Here is a 16,784-nt window from a genome sequence, read left to right on the forward strand (position 1 = left end):
GCGTTGCGGCTGGCTGCTCCGACAATGCAGCAGGCGGACGGTCCGGACAATCGCCGGCCTATGCCGGACACGCTTGTCAGGTTACCGTCCACACCGGTTGCTTCCCGTTACGCCCGATCCAGCGCTTCCGCAGGGGAGAAGTTGACGTATTTGCCGACGGATATGCGCCGTGAACAGCGGACCTGGACGATGCCGAAGGATGAGAGCGAATCGATGTCCGGCGGGCGGCGGCGCTGGCCGCACCCGCCATCCGGTGGTCCGACTTGGCGAGCGGCTTTCCATCGGCGAGAGCGGCCAGAAGCCGGTCGCCGCCGCGCAGCCATCGCTGGAAGCGCGGGGCGGCCTTGCCCTCGTCGTGGAGCAGCGCCGCCAGAGCCACGTCGTCGGCGCGATCCGGCGTCTCCGCGTTGGCGGTCAGCCATTCCCAGGCCCGGCGGGTCCGGTCGCCATAAACGGGATCGTCGGCCTTCGCCGCGGTCTCGTCCGTCCCGCGCGGCGAGGATCAGCGCCGGGGCGGGGGCCGGACGGCCCATGCGGTTCAGCCGTCCGAAGCGCTGGCGCAGGCTGTCCAGGGGCGCCGCCTGGGTGACCAGCCCGTCGACGTCGAAATCGGCCCCGGCCTTGATGGTCTGGGTGGCGACGACGATCAGCGGCGGCCCGTCCTCTCCGCCGTTTTCTCCATCATCGGCGATCCGCGCCGACAGCGCGTCGAACACCCGGCGGGCCAGGGCGACGCGGTTGACGACGACGGCCACGGGACGCGGCGGGGTGCGGTCCGCGGAGAGCCGCTCCAGCAACTCCCAGGCCGCCTTGGCGAACGCCTCCGCATGCTCCTCCGGCTGGTCCTTGGCCGACAGGTCGAGACGGCGCAACGCGGCGGGCTTGGCCGCGCGGAGCCGCTTCGCCAGCCGTTCGTCCGCGCGGTCTTCGGATCGAAGCTCAAGCCGGTCGATGTCCGCGCCGTAGGGTGTGGCCGACAGGCCGACGACTGGCCAGCGCCGGAGCGCGGCGCCCTCCCCGTCCGCCGCGCCGCGGACGGCGACGGCCTTGAGCGTCTGGCGGAAGGGAACGGCCAGATGGGCCTCGTCCAGCAGGATCAGGCAGTCGCTGCCCAGCAGCCCGGCGTGGATCGGCTTCATGCGGTTCGACAGGCATAGCCGCGGAACAGCAGGCGGGAGCCGACCTGATCGATGGTGGAGCACAGAACCGTCGGCTGCGACGGCGTGCGCGCCCAGCGCCTTTCCGGCCTTCAGCGCGGCCATCCATGCGGGGTCGGAGCGGTCGTCCGGCGACGGCGTTTCATAGTCGTTGGGCGGCACATAGACCTCCACCACCTTGCGGGCCTCGGCCTTGCCGCACTGGATGTCCGGCGGGGTGCGTTCTGGCGCCCAGCCCGCCACCCTCGCCGGTGGGGTTTCACACGCCGAACAGCAGGGCGGAGGGCGACGCCTCCAGGATGGCCGAGGCGTCCTTCGCCGTCGCCTTCTTCAGGCGGTCGCCCAGCGGGCTCTTTTGGAAGGGCGCACCGTCGAGCAGGCTGTCGCGCAGGATGGCGTCGAACACCCGGTGCGGTGCGTCGAGAAACGTGATCCCCCCGATGCTGTTCAAGCCGCCGGGTCCGAAATCGACGGACAGGCGCGGCAGCGGAATCCCGCCCGTCCGCACCGCCTCCAGCAGAGCCTCCTCCAGGCGGTTGGCCTGGGACTGCACGCTGTCGATCAGCACGCACCAGACTTCGCGGTCACTGATGCGGCTGCGTTCGAAGACGTGGCGCGGCGGCGGGTTGTTCCTGCCCTACCCAGGATAGGTCGGCGGGAAGATCTTGTCGCCTGAACCACCAAGCGGCGGCGGCGGCGGCGGCGGAATGCGGATTCGGTGGTGATCGCCCGTGTGAGCGCCGCTTAGGAAAACGTCAGGGGACAACCTCAGTTCAGCCTTTTTTCGGGACTTCCGTAGGAAGAGCGCATCGCCCCACCGCCACCTCCATCAGGCTCCCGACGACCGGCATGTGGATGAAGGTTCCGGTCACCGGGCGCTCCGCGGCGGCTTCGACGAGGCGGCGGTGGAGGGACAGTTGCGGGGCGTGCTCCAGGGCCGCGAGGGTGGCGAGGCGGTCTTCGGGACCTTCATCGTCGGGGGTGTGAGGAGCGGCGGTCCAAACTGGCCTCGACCAGGGCATCTCGCCACCCCAGGATCAGCGCGGCGACCGGCTGTAGAAGCGGCTTCCGTCGTCCATCGAACGAAGCCTTGCCAGATATTGGGGGGGCCGCAGCGCCGGAGGTGCTTCCGGCCCTGAGAGCCCGAACCGGGTTTCCAGTCGGCCGATCAGACCACGCGGCCCGACCACCGCGGTTCCCGAGGCGGCCTGCCGCCCAACGTTTCCGGCCAGCAAGAGCCGTCGAGATGCCACCCGAACTGAACCCGCATGGCCCCGCCTCCGCTTCCCGTTCGTGGGAAGGGTGGACAGGCACTCTGAACAAAAGGTTGACGGACCGTCGGGGTGGTATCGCCAAGGGAAGCGGGAATGAGCGTTCACTCTCCGCACAGCACATGATCGGACGGGCTCAAGACATCGGGGAAGCAGAATGCTGCCGCGGTCCGGCTGTTCCCTTGCGGCAACATCGCGCCCCGAGGAGGGCGAGGCCCCCTGCCCTTCTGCGTCCAGCAGGCCAGCGCCCGCGCTATGGAATCCCTGGGCCGTTCCTTCGAGTGCATCAAGCGCGAGGCGGCGATGGTGTGACGCGCGCGGAACGTGTAGACTGCGGCTCTGCCGGCTGCCGCGCGAGCGGTCCGGCACACGCGAATTCCCGGCACCCGCTCGCATGTCCTCGGGCCGTTGATTCCGCGGGGTTTTTGGACGCTGTGAAGAACGAAATGCAACCATCATCGACGGTTTGCACCGGCCCCTACCGGGACCGCTCGAATCCGTGCCGATTCTCGGCGCTGGCTCAGCGCATTATAAGGTACCCCTCTTCCCAGGCGGAAACGCCTGGGCCTCATTGAAGCGAGGGGAAGTCGAAAAGGAGGGGCGTGGGGAGATCCTCTTCCCAGGCGGAAACGCCTGGGCCTCATTGAAGCGGCGGGCAGACCGCGAGGATGCGCCAGCCTTCATCCACTCTTCCCAGGCGGAAACGCCTGGGCCTCATTGAAGCTACCGAAGTAACGATTAGCGTCCCGAGCGGGAAGCAATACGACCTCTTCCCAGGCGGAAACGCCTGGGCCTCATTGAAGCTTGCTCGTCAATGGGCGACAAATGTCAGGCTAGACTTTCTCTTCCCAGGCGGAAACGCCTGGGCCTCATTGAAGCATGCCTGTGGAGATGGCCGACTTCCGGAATCTCGGACTCTTCCCAGGCGGAAACGCCTGGGCCTCATTGAAGCGGGCTGTGGCTCTGGTAGCCGTCCTCATAGACGACGAACTCTTCCCAGGCGGAAACGCTTGGGCCTCATTGAAGCTTCCCAACAGTCTCGTACGAACACAGAATTTCTGTGCCTCTTCCCAGGTGGAAACGCTTGGGCCTCATTGAAGCGCATTCCAGGTTCCGGATCTCTCCGGCGCGCTCCACTCTTCCCAGGCGGAAACGCCTGGGCCTCATTGGAGCGCAGTCGCCTGGGTTATCCGGTGGGTTTGCCGGTTGCCGCGACGCCTTGGTTGCTACCGTATGCCGTTACAACCCGTCGAACAGAAGCTGCGCCGGAGGCTGGTTGGAGCGCTTCTTCTTTTTCTCCTTTGTCGCCTTCTCTGGAACCGGCTGTTCTGACTTGTCGGGAGCCGGTGCGGATTCGGCCTGAACGGGGGCGGGTTCCTCCGGAATCGACGTTTCCACGGCCAGCGTCTCCATCACCGGAGTCCCCATCACTGGCGCTTCCTCGGCGGGGGCCTCCGTGACCGGCGGCTCTTCGGCCGGCTTGGCCGCTTTCTTCTTTTTCGGGCGGGTGGGGCGCGGGGTGATACCCACACCCTCCTTCACGCGGGCCTTGGCCTTGTCGCGGGCGATGGCTTCCGGCGCGTTGGGATCGCCGTCCAGCCATTTGCCGCGCTTGATGACCTCGTTCACGCGGCCCTGGTTGACGCCGAGCTGGAAGGCGATTTCCTGCTGGGTCATGTCGGTGGTGCGGTGAAGCTCCAGGATCTGCGCGGCCAGTTCCGGGGTCATCTTCTTGCCGACGACGCGGCGCGCCGGGCGGATCGACCGCTGGGCCTTGTCACGCTCCCGCAGCTTGCCCAGGATCTCCAGGGCCTCCGTATTGCCCGCCGTCTTCAAGGCTTCCTCGAATTCCTTGAGCGTCGTCACCCGTTCCTCCTGCCGCAATCCACCCGCAGCGATGCCATCGCACCGCAGACTATACGCACCGCAGACTATACATGGAATCGCGCGGGCGGTTGAGTAGGGTGTGACTGGTCACACGGTTATTAGACGTCTAATGCGGCAGACGCCCCCGAATTGCCCCGGCACAGCCCATCCGCCATCGGATAGGATGCGCCGTACGAAACCAAAGCGGAGGAAAGAGCAATGCCGACCACGACCGTCCGACCCCTGCGCCTTGCCGCGGCACTGGCCGGGTCCCTGGCGTTGGCCGGATGCGCCGGCAACGCGACCGGGCTTGGGCTGAACCTCGTCTCGCAGGAACAGCTTGTCGAACTCGGCCAGCAGGACTGGCAACGCCTGATCCAATCGACCCCGGCCACCACCAACGCCAGCTATCAGCGCCGCGCCGAGCAGATCTCGGCCCGCCTGCTGCGCGCCGCCTCGCTCGACCCTGCGGGTTGGGAGGTGCGCGTGTTCCAGGGCCAGGAGGCCAACGCCTTCGCCCTGCCCGGCCAGAAGATCGGCGTCTATGAAGGGCTGTTCCAGTACGCCAAGACCGACGCTCAGCTTGCCGCGGTCATCGGCCACGAGATCGCCCACAATCTGGAAGGCCACGCCGCCGAGCGGGTGAGCACCCAGATGGCGACCGAGGCGGGCACGAGCATCCTGGGGGCCGTGGCCGGGGCGAGCGGAGTCGGCGGCAGCGAGATGATCGCCGCGGCGCTGGGCACCGGCGCTCAGTATGGCCTGCTGCTCCCCTATTCCCGAAACCAGGAGCTTGCGGCCGACCGTGCCGGACTGCTGATGATGGCACGCGCCGGATACGACCCTCAGGCGGCGATCGAGCTTTGGCAGAACATGAAGCAGGCGGGCTCCCAGCCGCCGACCTTCATGTCCACGCACCCGGGCACGGCGGACCGCATCGCCGCCCTGCAAAAGCTGATGCCCGAAGCGAAGGCGGCCTACAAGCCGGGCTGACCGGACCGGCGGGGGCGCGCACGCCGCGTTCCCGCCGGGGTCCTGTCCCGCGAGAAAATTTTCTCACCGAATGTTGACTCCCCTCCCCTGCCCCAGAGTCAACTTTCCGGCTTGACCGGGCCCCGGCGGCGCGCAAAAGTGGCGGCGGGCAAGGCAGGGGAATGGACCATGCGCGGCGAGGACATCAAGGCGTTCCGGGAAGGCCGGACGCTGAACCAGCCGGACTTCGCGGCTTGGCTGAACGAAAAGCTGGGCCGGAAATACGACAAGGCGAAGATCTCGCGCTGGGAAAACGGCAGCGAGAAGGTTCCGGCACCGGTCATTTCCTTGCTCTTGCAGGAGAAGATCGGCCCGGTGACGCGGCATGGGCCGGCGCTGATCTGTGCCGCGGCCAACCGCAAGGGCGGGGTGGGCAAGACGGCCTTCACCGTCAACACCGCCACCCTGCTCGCCCGGCATTTCAAGGTCCTGCTGATCGACGCGGACCCGCAGGCCAACGCCACCATCCATCTCGGCATCAACTCCATCGAGCGCGAGCGGGAGGAGAAAACCCTCTACTACGCGCTGAAGGCGTCGGTGGAGGCGCTGAAATCGCGGGGCAAGGGCTTCGACCTCGGCGACTACATCGTCACCACCGACAGCGGGCTGGACGTGATCCCCAGCGGCATGCGGCTGGGCGATGCGGAGGCGGAGTTGCAAAGCCAGTCGTCGGGGGACTGCGCGCTTCGCGAATGCCTGGATGGCGGCGCGCGGCAGAGCTACGATTTCATCTTCGTGGACACCCCGCCCCATTTCGGGATGCTGGCCCGCAACGCGCTGACGGCCGCGAACACCGTCGCCATTCCCTGCCAGACGGAGATGCTGAGCGTGGCGGGCGTGGAATTCCTGCTGGAGAACCTGGACATGATCCGCCGCCGGGCCAACCCGGGGGTCAGCGTCCTGGGCATCCTGCCGACAATGTTCAACGCGCGGCTGACCCAGGATCAGGCGTCGCTGGACGACATTCGCAACCTGTTCGGCACGAAGCTGCGGGTCTTCGGTCCGATCCCGCGGGCGACCGTCTACGCCCAGGCCGTGGCCGCCGGGCGCGCCGCGCTGGAGGCGGTGCCGGACGCGCCGGGCTATGAAGTGTATCAGGCCGTCGCCGACGCGCTGATCCAGGAACGTGCCCGCATGCCGGAGGTGATGGCCCATGTCGCGTAAACTGGCCCGTACGAACACCGGCGTGCTGACCACCGCGGCGGCGGAGCGGCAGGCCCGCGAGGAAGGGCAGGGCTTCAACCGCCGCGGTCCGGTCGTCGTGGAAATCGACGTCGGGCGGATCGTCACCAACCCCGACCAGCCGCGCCGCCATTTCGACGAGGCGGACATGGAGGCTCTGAAATCCTCCATCGCGCAGCACGGCTTGGCGCAACCGGTCGGCGTGCAGCAGTTGGGCGACGGGCGGTTCCAGCTCGTCTTCGGGGAGCGGCGCTTCCGCGCGGTGCGGGCGCTCGGCCACCCGACCATCTACGCCGTGACCGTCACGGGGGCGTCGGACGAGCTGGCCCTGATCGAGAACGTCGTCCGCGCCGACCTGTCTCCCTTCGAAGAGGGCGACGCCTACGCCCGGCTGATGGAGCGCCACGGCTACCGGCAGGAGGACGTCGGGCGGATCGTGGGCAAGGACCGGGTGGACATTTCCCGCGCCCTCCTCATCAGCCGCCTGCCGCAGCGCATCCGCGACGAGTACCCGCTGCACCGCCCGGCGCGCTACCGGCTGGTGGAGATCGCGCGGCTGAAAGGGGAGGGCGAACAACTGCGCGGCTGGGACGCGCTGGTCGGGGAGATGACCCGGCGGGCTGCCGACGAGGACGCTCCGGCTCCGGCCACCCCGGCGGCGCGGCCTGGCCGGAGCGCTGCTCCCACCGGCAGCGCCCTGCCGAAGCCGCTGGCGAAAGCGGTGTTCGGGGCGCGGCAGACCGTCGCCACCGTGCGCGCGCAGGGTTTGGCCTTGGCTGACATCGACCGCGAGACGCTCCGCGCGATCCGCGACGACATCGACGCGATCCTGAACGCCGGAGAGGGAAGGGCAGGGGGCTGAAGAAGTACGGCTCCGCGAGAAAATTTTCTCGCGGAGCCATGGTTCCGCCGGCGGTTCAGCGGGGTGCCGGCGCCTCCAGCCCGGCGGGGCTCGGGGCGCCTTCCAGCGATTGCAGAAGATTTGTGCGGGCCATCACCAGCAGCAGGTCCGTCTGGGTGACCACCCCCAGCAGCCCGCCGTGGCCATCCACGATCGCCACCTCGTGGGTGCGCCCGTCCGACAAAGGGCCGAGCAGGCGGAAGGCCGGGGTTTCCGGTCCGGCCGTCACCGGCGGGGCCATCACCTCGGCGACGGTGGAGGCGTTCCCCACCAAATGCTGATGCCCGACCATCCCGACCACCACGTTGCCCCGGTCCACGACCGGCAGGGTGCGGAAGGCGTGTTCGATCAGCCGGGCGCGGGCCACCTCCGGGGGGGCCTCCGCCCTCACCGACACCACGTCGCGGGCCATGATGTCCCCGCAGGTGATCCCGGCGTGCATCCGCTCCATGGCGTGAAGCTCCGCTTTCTCCAGAAGGGCGCTCAGGTCGTCCCGGTTCACGTCCAGCGCCTCGCCCAGTTCGCGGATCGCCTCGTCCAGATCGTCCGCGGTGAGGCCGGCGCGCGTCCGCGCGGGCGGGTCGGCGGTGCCGTGGCTGTTGACCGGCTTGGGCGCCGCACGGTGCGGATAGGAGTGGCCGGAGAAGCGATGGAAGGTCCATCCCGCCAGGACCAGCAGGATGGAATTGACGGCCACCGGATACAGCACGAACTGCATCCCCGACGCGGCGACCGCCGGCCCGCCGATCACCGCGGTCAGGGCGGCGGCTCCGCCCGGCGGGTGCAGGCAGCGCGTCATGGACATGGTCGCGATGGCCAGAGCGACCGCCACGCCCCCGGCCAGCATCGGGTCGGGGATCAGCGCCGCCACCATCACCCCGACCAGGGCCGACAGGGTGTTGCCGCCGATGATCGACCAGGGCTGGGCCAGCGGGCTCGCCGGCACGGCGAACAGAAGCACCGCCGACGCGCCCATGGGCGCCACCAGGGCGGGAGCGGCGGTGATGTGGGTGAGCAGGTTGTGGCACAGCAACCCCGTCGCGGCGAGGCCGATCATGGCGCCGCAGCAGGCGATCAGCCGGTCCTTCAGGTTCGCGCCGGGCAGAATGGGCCTGAAAAGGGCGAGACGGCGGCGGTTTTCGCGTTTCTTTAACAAGGTCGCTCTCCAGCGGCGCAGCAGGAGCCGTTTCTTCGGAAGCATTCGGCCCGGTCCCTCCCATGGTTTCGGCGTGCGGCGGCAGGATAGAACCTCAAGTTAAGTTGAGGTCAAATGGAAAGTGCCGGTCCGGATCACCGGGTCCGCACGGTGTTGCCTCCATCCGACAGGACATCCTGGGCACATGCCTTGACCGTGGGCAAGGGAGCGTTCGCGGCCAACGCGTCCTTGGCCAACGCATCCTTCAGCCCCAGCACGCGCTCCACCGACGCTTTCCATTGGGCGACGGTCGCCAGATTGTCGATGGGCCAGGACAACGCCGCGACGGTCTGCTGGAAGGCCTGCGCGGTCTGCATCATCATCCCCAGCGTGATGGTTCCCGCGACATAGCGGGGCGCCACCACCAGGATGGGAAAGACCGTGGACAGCACCGAATAGGACGCGCCGAAGGCCATCACCCGGACCAGCGCACCGGTCTGCCGTTCCCATCCCCGGCGCACTCCGCCGAACAACAGCGCCATGCGGCTGCGCTCCGCCGACTCGCCATGCTGCCGGGCAATGGCGGGCGCGTTCTCCCGCACCCGCGCCAGACCGAAGCGGAAGTCGGCCTCCAGCCTCTGCCGCCGCTCCGCCGCATGGACCAGCGGCTGGCCGACGGCGATGGCGGCGGACCCGGCGGCGGAAAAGACCAGCGCGAGGAGAAGCAGATGGCCGGGAACCGGAATGGCCGCACCGCCGAACGCATTGCCGAACGCGATCTCCACGACGCCGGAAAGCTGCCACAGGATGCCGGCGAAACTGACCAGCAGCAGCAGGCAGTAGGTCAGCGAATGGCCCAGATCGATGGCCAGTTCCGTGACGATGCGGATGTCTTCCGCGATGCGCCCGTCCGGATTGTCGAGACCGCCGGGACGGGTGGCCATTGCTTGCTCCCGCCCGTCCGACAGCCAATCCTTCAGAAGCCGCCGGGTCAGCCATTCCCGCCAGCCGAACTGGAGTCGCCGTTTCACCCACAGATGGGCCACGGTGACGGCGATGTTGAACAGCATGATGCCGCAGGCCGCCGCGGCCATGACCGGCAACCGGTCCATCGCCCGCTGCTCCAGCGCGTCGAACAGGCGCTGGCTCCACAGGTTCATCATGACGGGAACGGACACCTGCGCCACCGTCAGGACCAGCAAGGCCGCCGCCAGCAGCCGAACGGACCAGCGGCCCCGCTCCGACCAGTAACCGCCGGCCAGCCCGGTGAAACGCCGGGCGAAGCCGAAAGCGGCCTTCAAGGAAAGTCTGTTCGCCATGGCCGCCCATCCCGGCCCACCAGCGCTTCGGCCCACGCTTCAGCGCGTCTGTTCAGCCTAGCACCCTTTCACCGGGCGGGGGGCGGGACAAGCGGCGATCCTCCTTAAAGCGGGATCAGGCGGCCCGGACGGTGGCGATGAAGCTGCGCACCTCGCTGCGCAGGCGTTCCGCCTCGGCGGCCAGTTCCTCCGACGTGCCGTGGACATGGCTGGCGGCGTCGCCGGTCTCCGAAACCGCGGTGCTGACGCCGGCGATGTTGCGCGACACCTCTTCGGTCCCCTGGGCGGCCTGGGTCACGCTGCTGGCGATTTCGCGGGTCGCGGCGGCCTGCTCCTCGATGGCGGCGGCGATGGTGGTGGCGATCTCGCTCATGCGGCCGATGGTCTGCCCGATGCTGGCGATGGCCTTCTGCGCGCCGCCGGTGGTCTGCTGGATCTCCTGCACCTTCGATTGGATTTCGTCGGTCGCCCTGGCGGTCTGGGTGGCGAGCGCCTTCACCTCGCCCGCCACCACGGCGAAGCCCTTGCCGGCCTCGCCCGCCCGTGCCGCCTCGATGGTGGCGTTGAGCGCCAGCAGGTTGGTCTGGGCGGCGATGCCGCTGATGATCTCCACCACCTGCCCGATCTGCTCGGCGGCGGTGACCAGGGCGCGCATGGTGCGGTCGGCGCCCTCCGCGTCGTTCACCGCCTGCCCGGCGATGCGGGTGGAGATGTCCACCTGATGGCCGATCTCGGAGATCGAGGCCGACAGCTCCTCGGTCGCGGTGGCGACGGTCTGCACGTTGGCCGACGCCTGTTCGGAGGCGGAGGCGACCAGGAGCGAGCGCGAGCTGGCCTCCGCCGCGGTGTTGGACAGGGTGCTGGCGGCGTTGTGCATGCCGCCGGCGGCGCTGGCAACCGCCTCCACGATGCCCTGGACGGTCGCTTCGAAGGTGTCGGCCATGTGGATCATGGTGGCGCGGCGCTGCTCGGCGGCCTGCCGTTCGGCCTCCTCCTGCGCCTTGCGCATGCGCTCCATCTCCTCGGCGTTGGATTTGAAGACCTGCAGGGCGCGGGCCAGCGCCCCGATCTCGTCCTTCCGCCAGCCGCCGTCCACCGGCACCGTCCGGTCGCCTTCGGCCAGCCGGCCCATCGCCCCCGTGATGGTGCCGAGCGGACGGGTGATCGCCCGCGAGATCATCCAGGCCAGCAGCAGGCCCAGCGCCAGGGCGGAGGCGGTCACGATGGCGCCCTTCCGCTCGGCGGCGGCGACCGCGGTGGCGGCGCTGCGTTCCAGGTCCTTCAGGAAGGTGGTGGAATGGCTGCGGATCGCGCCGGTCTTCCCGCTGATCTCCGCCCCGGCCCGCGTCAGCGTGTCGGTGTTGACCCGTACCATTTCCTCCGCGATCGCCGCGATCCGCTCGATACCGGCGCGGTAGCGCGGCAGCTTGTCCAGAATCTCCGCCCGCTTCGCGGCGCCGGGGGAGTCGGCCCAGTTCCTGGCCTCCGCCTCCACGTCGCCGACCACCGCCGCCAGATCCTGGCGGATGCGGGCCAGATCCTCCGGTTTGGTCTCCGCCACGAAGCGGGCGACCAGGACGCGCACCAGAAGATACCGCTCGCTGACGCCCGCGGCTTCCAGGGTGCGGTCCAGATGCCCGGTCTCCCGCTCCGCGGCCACCAGTTCGCTCAGCGTCCGGCGGATGTCGGCTCCCAGCTTGTTCACCACGTCCGCAACGATGGCGTCGCGCTCGGTGCGCAGGGCGACCAGACGATCGAAGCCGGACAGGAAATCCCGCTCCAGCGCCCGCACCTCCTCCACCGTCTGGCGGTCGGCGGGGTTGCCGATGCCGGGGGCTGCCCGCTCCAGATGCCGGCGAAAGTCTCCGGCGGTGGTGCGGAACCGGTTGGCCGACGCCTCCGCGCCGGTGACGAGGAACTCCGCCGCCGCGCCGAGCGCGTCGGACAGGGCGGTGTCGGCTTCCGCCAGGGTCAGCGTGACATCGGACTGGACCGCGTAGCTGCGCAACGCCTCGTCGCTGGATCGCAGGCCGGTCCAGGACACGGTCCCCAGCGTGACCAGCAGGGCCAGCGTGACCCCGAAGCCGGTGTAGACCTTGGTTGCGGTGCGCAGGTTGGCGAAGGCGCGAAGGGAGGTGGTCATGTTGGAAGATCCTGCCTGGGCGTTCTTGGTTCGGCGGCGGTTGCCCGCACCGGATCACATCATTCTCAAAAACCGTACCAACTCCCAATCCCTGGGCGATTGCTGTTCCACCCAGCAAAATTCCCGAGCGGACCGCGCGGTTGCTCCTTTTCATTTGTTGCAAATTGCCAACGTGCCCCCATCCGCTTTGCAGATTGCAACGCGGGCGGTCCCGCCGATGTTGAGGGCCGGTGTCGGTACACGGACGGAAGCCCCGCCCGAGCACGGAACAACGAGAGGTCGATCATGCCGGACAGCAAGCATTTCGCTCCGCCCGGACCCATCGGATTCGGGGGCGCCCCACTCGGCAACATGTTCGAGGAGGTGCCGGACGACGTGGCCGAGGCCACTCTGGCCGCCGCCTGGGACGCCGGCATCCGCTATTTCGACACGGCCCCGGAATATGGTCCCGGCATTTCGGAACACCGCTTCGGTCATGCCCTGCGCAACCGCCCGCGCGACGACTTCGTTCTGTCCACCAAGGTCGGGCGCCTGCTGCGCGCCGATTCCAGCAAGGGCGGCAAGCACGGCCCCTTCGTGAAGGGACTGCCCTTCCGCGTGGACTACGACTACACCGCCGACGGGGTGCGCCGCTCCATCGAGGACAGCCTGCAACGGCTGGGCATGGCGCGCATCGACATCGCCTACATCCACGACTGCGCGGAGGACGCCCACGGCGACCGCTGGCTGGAGGTGTTCGACACCGCCATGAAAGGCGCCGCCGTGGCGCTGACCCAACTCCGCGAGGAGGGCGTCATCCGCGGCTGGGGCCTGGGCGTCAACCGGGTGGAGCCCTGCGTGATGGCCCTGGACCGGGCGGACCCCGACGTCTTCCTGCTGGCCGGACGCTACAGCCTGCTGAACCAGCCGGCGCTGGACACGCTGTTTCCGCGCTGCCAGGAGCGGGGCGTCCATGTGGTGGTCGGCGGCCCCTACAACTCCGGCATCATCGCGGGCGGCAGGAATTTCGAGTATCAGGAGGCCCCGCCCGACAAGGTGGCGGCGCGCGATCGGCTGGCGGAGATCGCCCAGCGGCACGGCGTGGACCTGCGGGCGGCGGCGCTGCAATTCTGCGCGGCGCATCCGGTGGTCGCCTCGGTCATCCCCGGCACCAAGAACCCGCCGCGCGTGCAGGAAAACGTCGCCCTGATGAAGCAGCCCATCCCCGCGGACTTCTGGCGGGAACTGAAGCAGACCGGCGTCCTTCCCGAACAGGCCCCGACCCCGGCCTGACGCGCCGGATCAATCCTCCCCACGGGCGGCGGCGGTGATCCAGTGGCGGAAGCTCTGCATCGCCGCCGTCTCCGGGCGCGAGTGCAGGCGGGTCAGCCAGTAGCGGCCCGCGGGCACTTCGATGGGGAAAGGACGGACCAGCCGTTCAGTGGCGAGGTCGTGCCCGAACAGGCACGCCGGCAGAAGCGCCACCCCCACCCCCATCGCGGCGGCGGCGGCGATGGTCGGGGAGGAGTCGAAGATGGGGCCGCGGATGGCGGGGCAGGGCACCCCGGCCAGCGCGAACCAGCGCTGCCATTCCTCCACCCGGTAGGAGCGCAGCAGCACCTCCCGCGCGAGGTCCGCCGGGCTGGACAGCCGCTGCGCCAGCGCCGGGGCACAGAGCGCGGTCAGCGGGGCGTCGAGCAGCGGCGCCGCCTCCACCCCATGCCAGGAGCCGTCGCCGAAGCGGATCGCGACGTCCAGCCCCTCGCCGGCCAGATCGACCCGGTTGTTGTTGGTCAGGATGCGCAGATCGACCGCCGGATGCGCGGCGGTGAAGGCGGGCAGGCGCGGCAGCAGCCAGCCCGTGGCGAAGGTGCCGACCACCCCGACCGTCAGCACCTCGTGATACCGCCCGTCGGCGAAGCGGTCGAGCGTCGCGCCGATCCGCTCGAAGGCGTCCATCAGCACCGGCACCAGCGCCGCCCCCTCGTCGGTCAGGGCGAGGCCGCGGGGCAGGCGGCGGAACAGGGTGACCCCCAGCCGTGCTTCCAGCGTCCGGATCTGCTGGCTGACCGCCGCCTGGCTCACGCACAGTTCCAGCCCGGCGCGGGTGAAGCTGAGATGGCGGGCCGACGCCTCGAAGGCGCGGAGCGCGTTGAGCGGGAGCTGTGGGCGGGCCATCGACAGCCATTAGTTTTTCTTGTGGCTCCTGAAAACTATCATCGTTTGTTCGGGCGCCGGGAGCTTTTTATCGTCCGCCCATTCGACACGGCATGAAACGAGGATTCGATGATCGGACGGCGGACCTTCCTGGCTGCGGCGGGCGGTGTGGCTGTGCTTGCGGCGACCGGCGCGAGGTCGGAAAAGCCCGGGAAATTCGGGGGCAAGAGGCTGGATGACGCCATCGCCGCCCTGGAGACGCGCAGCGGCGGCCGGCTGGGCGTGGCGGTGCTCGACACCGGCACCGGGCAGCGCTTCGGGCGGCGCGCGGACGAGCGGTTCCCGATGTGCAGCACCTTCAAATTTCTTTTGGCTGGAGCCATCCTGAAGCGGGTGGACGAGGGGCGCGAGCGGCTGGACCGGCGCATTCCTGTAACCAAAACCGATCTCGTTCCCTACGCCCCCTTCGCCGAAACCCGCCTCGATGGCCCGCCCCCAACGGTGGCCGAACTGTGCGAGGCGACGATGACGCTGAGCGACAATGTGGCGGCGAATCTGCTGCTGCCGGCGGTGGACGGCCCCGCCGGGCTGACCGCCTTCCTGCGCACGCTGGGCGACACGCAGACTCGGCTGGACCGCAACGAGCCGTCCTTGAACAGCGCCATTCCCGGCGACCCGCGCGACACCACCACGCCCACGGCGATGGTCCACAGCATGGAGCGGCTGATGCTGGGCGACGCCCTGACCCCGGCGTCGCGCGGGCAGCTCGTCGCCTGGATGGTCGCCAACCGGACCGGCGACAAGCGTCTGCGCGCCGGCCTGCCGAAGGGCTGGCGCGTCGGCGACAAGACCGGCACGGGCGTGCGCGGAACGGCCAACGACGTGGCCATCGTCTGGCCGGAGGGCAGGGCGCCGCTGCTGATCGCCAGCTACCTGACCGAGACGGCGGACGGCTTCAAGGAGCGGGACGCCATCCACGCCGGCGTGGCGCGGGCGGTCGCCGACGCTCTCAAGAGCTGATCCGAACCGGCCTCACCCCGCCGCGCCGAGATCCGGCATCCGCCAATTCCCGCCGAGATCGGCGTTGCGCAGCAGGAGGAACAGCTCGTCCTGCGAGCGGGTGACGGCGGTGTAGAGCCAGCGCCACTTGTGCTCCCGGAAGGCGGCGGAGTCGTCGAGCACGGTGACGGAGGGAAACTCCGATCCCTGGGCGGAATGGCAGGTGATCATCCAGGCCCAATCGAACTGCTGCACGTCCCGCTCCACCCGCGGGGCCTTGGTCTCGCCGCTGTAGTGGGCCTGGAACATCCAGGGGTGGACCATCAGCTTGCTGCGGGGCTTCACCTCGTCCTCCATATGGACGCCGAGCGACCACAGCCCGTCCTGCCGACCCCGCCCCTCCGCCGCCGGGCGGGTCAGCGTGCCGATCATGCCGTTGAACAGCCCTTCCTCGCGGTCGTTGCGGCGGCAGATCACCCGCTCGCCGGCCTGGGGCATCACGGTGTCGAAGCCGTGGCGGGCGCGGATGCGCCGGGTGAAGTCGGTGCGGACGCGGTGGGTGCCGCAGATGGTCTGGGTGTCCACCCGCAGGGCCAGCGGCTCCGTCACCCGGTTCAGCGGCAGGACATGGGCGTTCCCGGCGGTGCCGAAGCGCCGCGGCAACTCCTGTCGGCGCAGCAGGTGGGCCAGCCGGATCACCGGGCTCTCCCTTGCGGTGCGGTGCGGCTCGACCAGCCGGAAATCCGGCTCGCCCTTGGTCAGCGTGCCCTGGCCGGTCACCGGGGGAAGCTGGTAGTCGTCGGCGATCATCAGGATTTTCTTGCCGGAGCGCAGCAGGTCGCCCGCCACATCGTCCCCGACCATGGAGCCTTCGTCGCAGACGATCAGGTCGGCCTCGGCGAACTTCCCCTCCGACCGGCGGGCGAAGAACAGCTCGCCCGTGTCGTCGTCCTGACGCGGGGCGTAGATCAGGGAGTGCAGGGTCGCCGCCCGGTCGATGCCCTTGCGGCGCAGCACCTGCGCGGCCTTCCCCGTGGGCGCCCCGACCACGAAGTTCTCCAGGTTGCGGCGTTCCTGAAGATGGTCGAGCGCGAAGACGGTCGTCTTGGTCTTGCCGGTCCCTGCCTCTCCGGCCAGCCAGAACATCTGCGGGGCCCCGGGGTCGGCGTACCAGGCGTCGATGGCCTGGATCGCCCGGAACTGCTCGTCGGTCGGGGTGTCGGAGGTGCTGGGCATGGAGCGCGGGGGAGGGGGCTGCTGGGCTGGAGGGCGGCTCACAGTAGCCTGACCAGGGGATGGAGGCCAAGGTTTGTGGGAATGGCGCAGATGTACGCGCTGGATCAGTTCGGTGGTCGGGCGACAGTTGCTTGAGTGCGGTGACGGCAACCTACCGTCAGATCAGGGGAGCAATGCAAGCGCCCCTCGGCAACACCAAACCGCACGGAGCCAATCCTCAAAGGCGTCAATGCAAAGCCTGACGGCTGCAATTTGCCACGGGCTGATTTTTCGTATGACTGATAACTAGGAATTATCATGAGTAACCCGTCGCTCTATGGGAAGTCTGAGCTTTCTGAAGCACATCCTGGTATTGATTTGTCAGGCCGCGATTTTGAATCTATTTATTTGTCAAAACCATTGTCATT

General features: G+C 68.9%; 13 protein-coding genes and 1 CRISPR repeat array. Of the genes, 5 read left to right on the top strand and 8 right to left on the bottom strand.

Annotated features, from left to right (window positions below):
- Positions 1 to 107 precede the first annotated feature (107 nt).
- From DS843_RS15820 to DS843_RS15830, 3 genes are all read right to left on the bottom strand, one after another.
- The gene (locus DS843_RS15820) at positions 108 to 1,400 is read right to left on the bottom strand and encodes a hypothetical protein (protein WP_149469852.1); all 1,293 of its coding nucleotides are present in this window, start codon (positions 1,398 to 1,400) and stop codon (positions 108 to 110) included.
- 16 nt (positions 1,401 to 1,416) lie between these two features.
- Positions 1,417 to 1,749, bottom strand: coding sequence for a type I-G CRISPR-associated RAMP protein Csb1/Cas7g (gene cas7g, locus DS843_RS15825; protein WP_149469853.1), 333 nt, complete (start codon positions 1,747 to 1,749; stop codon positions 1,417 to 1,419).
- 1,220 nt (positions 1,750 to 2,969) lie between these two features.
- Positions 2,970 to 3,601: direct repeats of the CRISPR family, unit length 37 nt; unit sequence CTCTTCCCAGGCGGAAACGCCTGGGCCTCATTGAAGC.
- Between the two features lie 66 nt (positions 3,602 to 3,667).
- Positions 3,668 to 4,294, bottom strand: a complete 627-nt coding sequence (locus DS843_RS15830; RefSeq protein WP_149469854.1) for a sigma factor-like helix-turn-helix DNA-binding protein — start codon at positions 4,292 to 4,294, stop codon at positions 3,668 to 3,670.
- Between the two features lie 219 nt (positions 4,295 to 4,513).
- On the opposite strand from DS843_RS15830, the gene DS843_RS15835 reads away from it, so the two are divergent.
- The 3 genes from DS843_RS15835 (at position 4,514) to DS843_RS15845 (ending at position 7,370) form a co-directional block, all read left to right on the top strand.
- The gene (locus tag DS843_RS15835) at positions 4,514 to 5,287 is read left to right on the top strand and encodes a M48 family metallopeptidase (protein ID WP_149469855.1); all 774 of its coding nucleotides are present in this window, start codon (positions 4,514 to 4,516) and stop codon (positions 5,285 to 5,287) included.
- 168 nt (positions 5,288 to 5,455) lie between these two features.
- Positions 5,456 to 6,490, top strand: coding sequence for an AAA family ATPase (locus DS843_RS15840; RefSeq protein WP_149469856.1), 1,035 nt, complete (start codon positions 5,456 to 5,458; stop codon positions 6,488 to 6,490).
- Complete coding sequence (locus DS843_RS15845) at positions 6,480 to 7,370, top strand: ParB/RepB/Spo0J family partition protein (RefSeq protein ID WP_149469857.1); 891 nt, start codon at positions 6,480 to 6,482, stop codon at positions 7,368 to 7,370. Before DS843_RS15840 ends, DS843_RS15845 begins: the two co-directional genes overlap by 11 nt.
- A 55-nt stretch (positions 7,371 to 7,425) precedes the next feature.
- Here DS843_RS15845 and DS843_RS15850 read toward each other — a convergent pair whose 3' ends face one another.
- From DS843_RS15850 to DS843_RS15860, 3 genes are all read right to left on the bottom strand, one after another.
- Positions 7,426 to 8,565, bottom strand: a complete 1,140-nt coding sequence (locus DS843_RS15850) for an HPP family protein (RefSeq protein ID WP_286192129.1) — start codon at positions 8,563 to 8,565, stop codon at positions 7,426 to 7,428.
- A gap of 134 nt (positions 8,566 to 8,699) precedes the next feature.
- Positions 8,700 to 9,863: an SbmA/BacA-like family transporter gene (locus DS843_RS15855; protein ID WP_149469859.1), complete on the bottom strand. Its 1,164-nt coding sequence runs from the start codon at positions 9,861 to 9,863 to the stop codon at positions 8,700 to 8,702.
- Between the two features lie 115 nt (positions 9,864 to 9,978).
- Complete coding sequence (locus tag DS843_RS15860) at positions 9,979 to 12,006, bottom strand: methyl-accepting chemotaxis protein (RefSeq protein ID WP_149469860.1); 2,028 nt, start codon at positions 12,004 to 12,006, stop codon at positions 9,979 to 9,981.
- Between the two features lie 285 nt (positions 12,007 to 12,291).
- Here DS843_RS15860 and DS843_RS15865 point away from each other — a divergent pair, with 285 nt between their 5' ends.
- Positions 12,292 to 13,278, top strand: coding sequence for an aldo/keto reductase (locus tag DS843_RS15865; protein WP_149469861.1), 987 nt, complete (start codon positions 12,292 to 12,294; stop codon positions 13,276 to 13,278).
- 9 nt (positions 13,279 to 13,287) lie between these two features.
- Here the strand turns inward: DS843_RS15865 and DS843_RS15870 are convergent, their stop codons facing one another.
- Complete coding sequence (locus DS843_RS15870; RefSeq protein ID WP_149469862.1) at positions 13,288 to 14,163, bottom strand: LysR family transcriptional regulator; 876 nt, start codon at positions 14,161 to 14,163, stop codon at positions 13,288 to 13,290.
- 108 nt (positions 14,164 to 14,271) lie between these two features.
- Between DS843_RS15870 and bla the strand changes: the two genes are divergently transcribed.
- The gene (bla, locus tag DS843_RS15875; RefSeq protein ID WP_149469863.1) at positions 14,272 to 15,162 is read left to right on the top strand and encodes a class A beta-lactamase; all 891 of its coding nucleotides are present in this window, start codon (positions 14,272 to 14,274) and stop codon (positions 15,160 to 15,162) included.
- A 12-nt stretch (positions 15,163 to 15,174) separates the two neighbouring features.
- On the opposite strand, the gene DS843_RS15880 is transcribed toward bla, so the two are convergent.
- The gene (locus DS843_RS15880) at positions 15,175 to 16,377 is read right to left on the bottom strand and encodes an ATP-dependent DNA helicase (protein ID WP_149469864.1); all 1,203 of its coding nucleotides are present in this window, start codon (positions 16,375 to 16,377) and stop codon (positions 15,175 to 15,177) included.
- Positions 16,378 to 16,784 lie beyond the last annotated feature (407 nt).

It is taken from the genome of Roseomonas genomospecies 6, from assembly GCF_008365375.1.
Lineage (GTDB): Bacteria > Pseudomonadota > Alphaproteobacteria > Azospirillales > Azospirillaceae > Azospirillum.

What these genes read in the sequence shown, in the direction of transcription:
- DS843_RS15840 (WP_149469856.1), top strand. Translation starts at nt 5,456, where the DNA reads ATGCGCGGCGAGGACATCAAGGCGTTCCGGGAAGGCCGGACGCTGAAC.
- DS843_RS15860 (WP_149469860.1), bottom strand. Translation starts at nt 12,006, where the DNA reads ATGACCACCTCCCTTCGCGCCTTCGCCAACCTGCGCACCGCAACCAAG.
- DS843_RS15870 (WP_149469862.1), bottom strand. Translation starts at nt 14,163, where the DNA reads ATGGCCCGCCCACAGCTCCCGCTCAACGCGCTCCGCGCCTTCGAGGCG.
- DS843_RS15855 (WP_149469859.1), bottom strand. Translation starts at nt 9,863, where the DNA reads ATGGCGAACAGACTTTCCTTGAAGGCCGCTTTCGGCTTCGCCCGGCGT.
- DS843_RS15865 (WP_149469861.1), top strand. Translation starts at nt 12,292, where the DNA reads ATGCCGGACAGCAAGCATTTCGCTCCGCCCGGACCCATCGGATTCGGG.
- DS843_RS15845 (WP_149469857.1), top strand. Translation starts at nt 6,480, where the DNA reads ATGTCGCGTAAACTGGCCCGTACGAACACCGGCGTGCTGACCACCGCG.
- DS843_RS15880 (WP_149469864.1), bottom strand. Translation starts at nt 16,377, where the DNA reads ATGCCCAGCACCTCCGACACCCCGACCGACGAGCAGTTCCGGGCGATC.
- DS843_RS15835 (WP_149469855.1), top strand. Translation starts at nt 4,514, where the DNA reads ATGCCGACCACGACCGTCCGACCCCTGCGCCTTGCCGCGGCACTGGCC.
- bla (WP_149469863.1), top strand. Translation starts at nt 14,272, where the DNA reads ATGATCGGACGGCGGACCTTCCTGGCTGCGGCGGGCGGTGTGGCTGTG.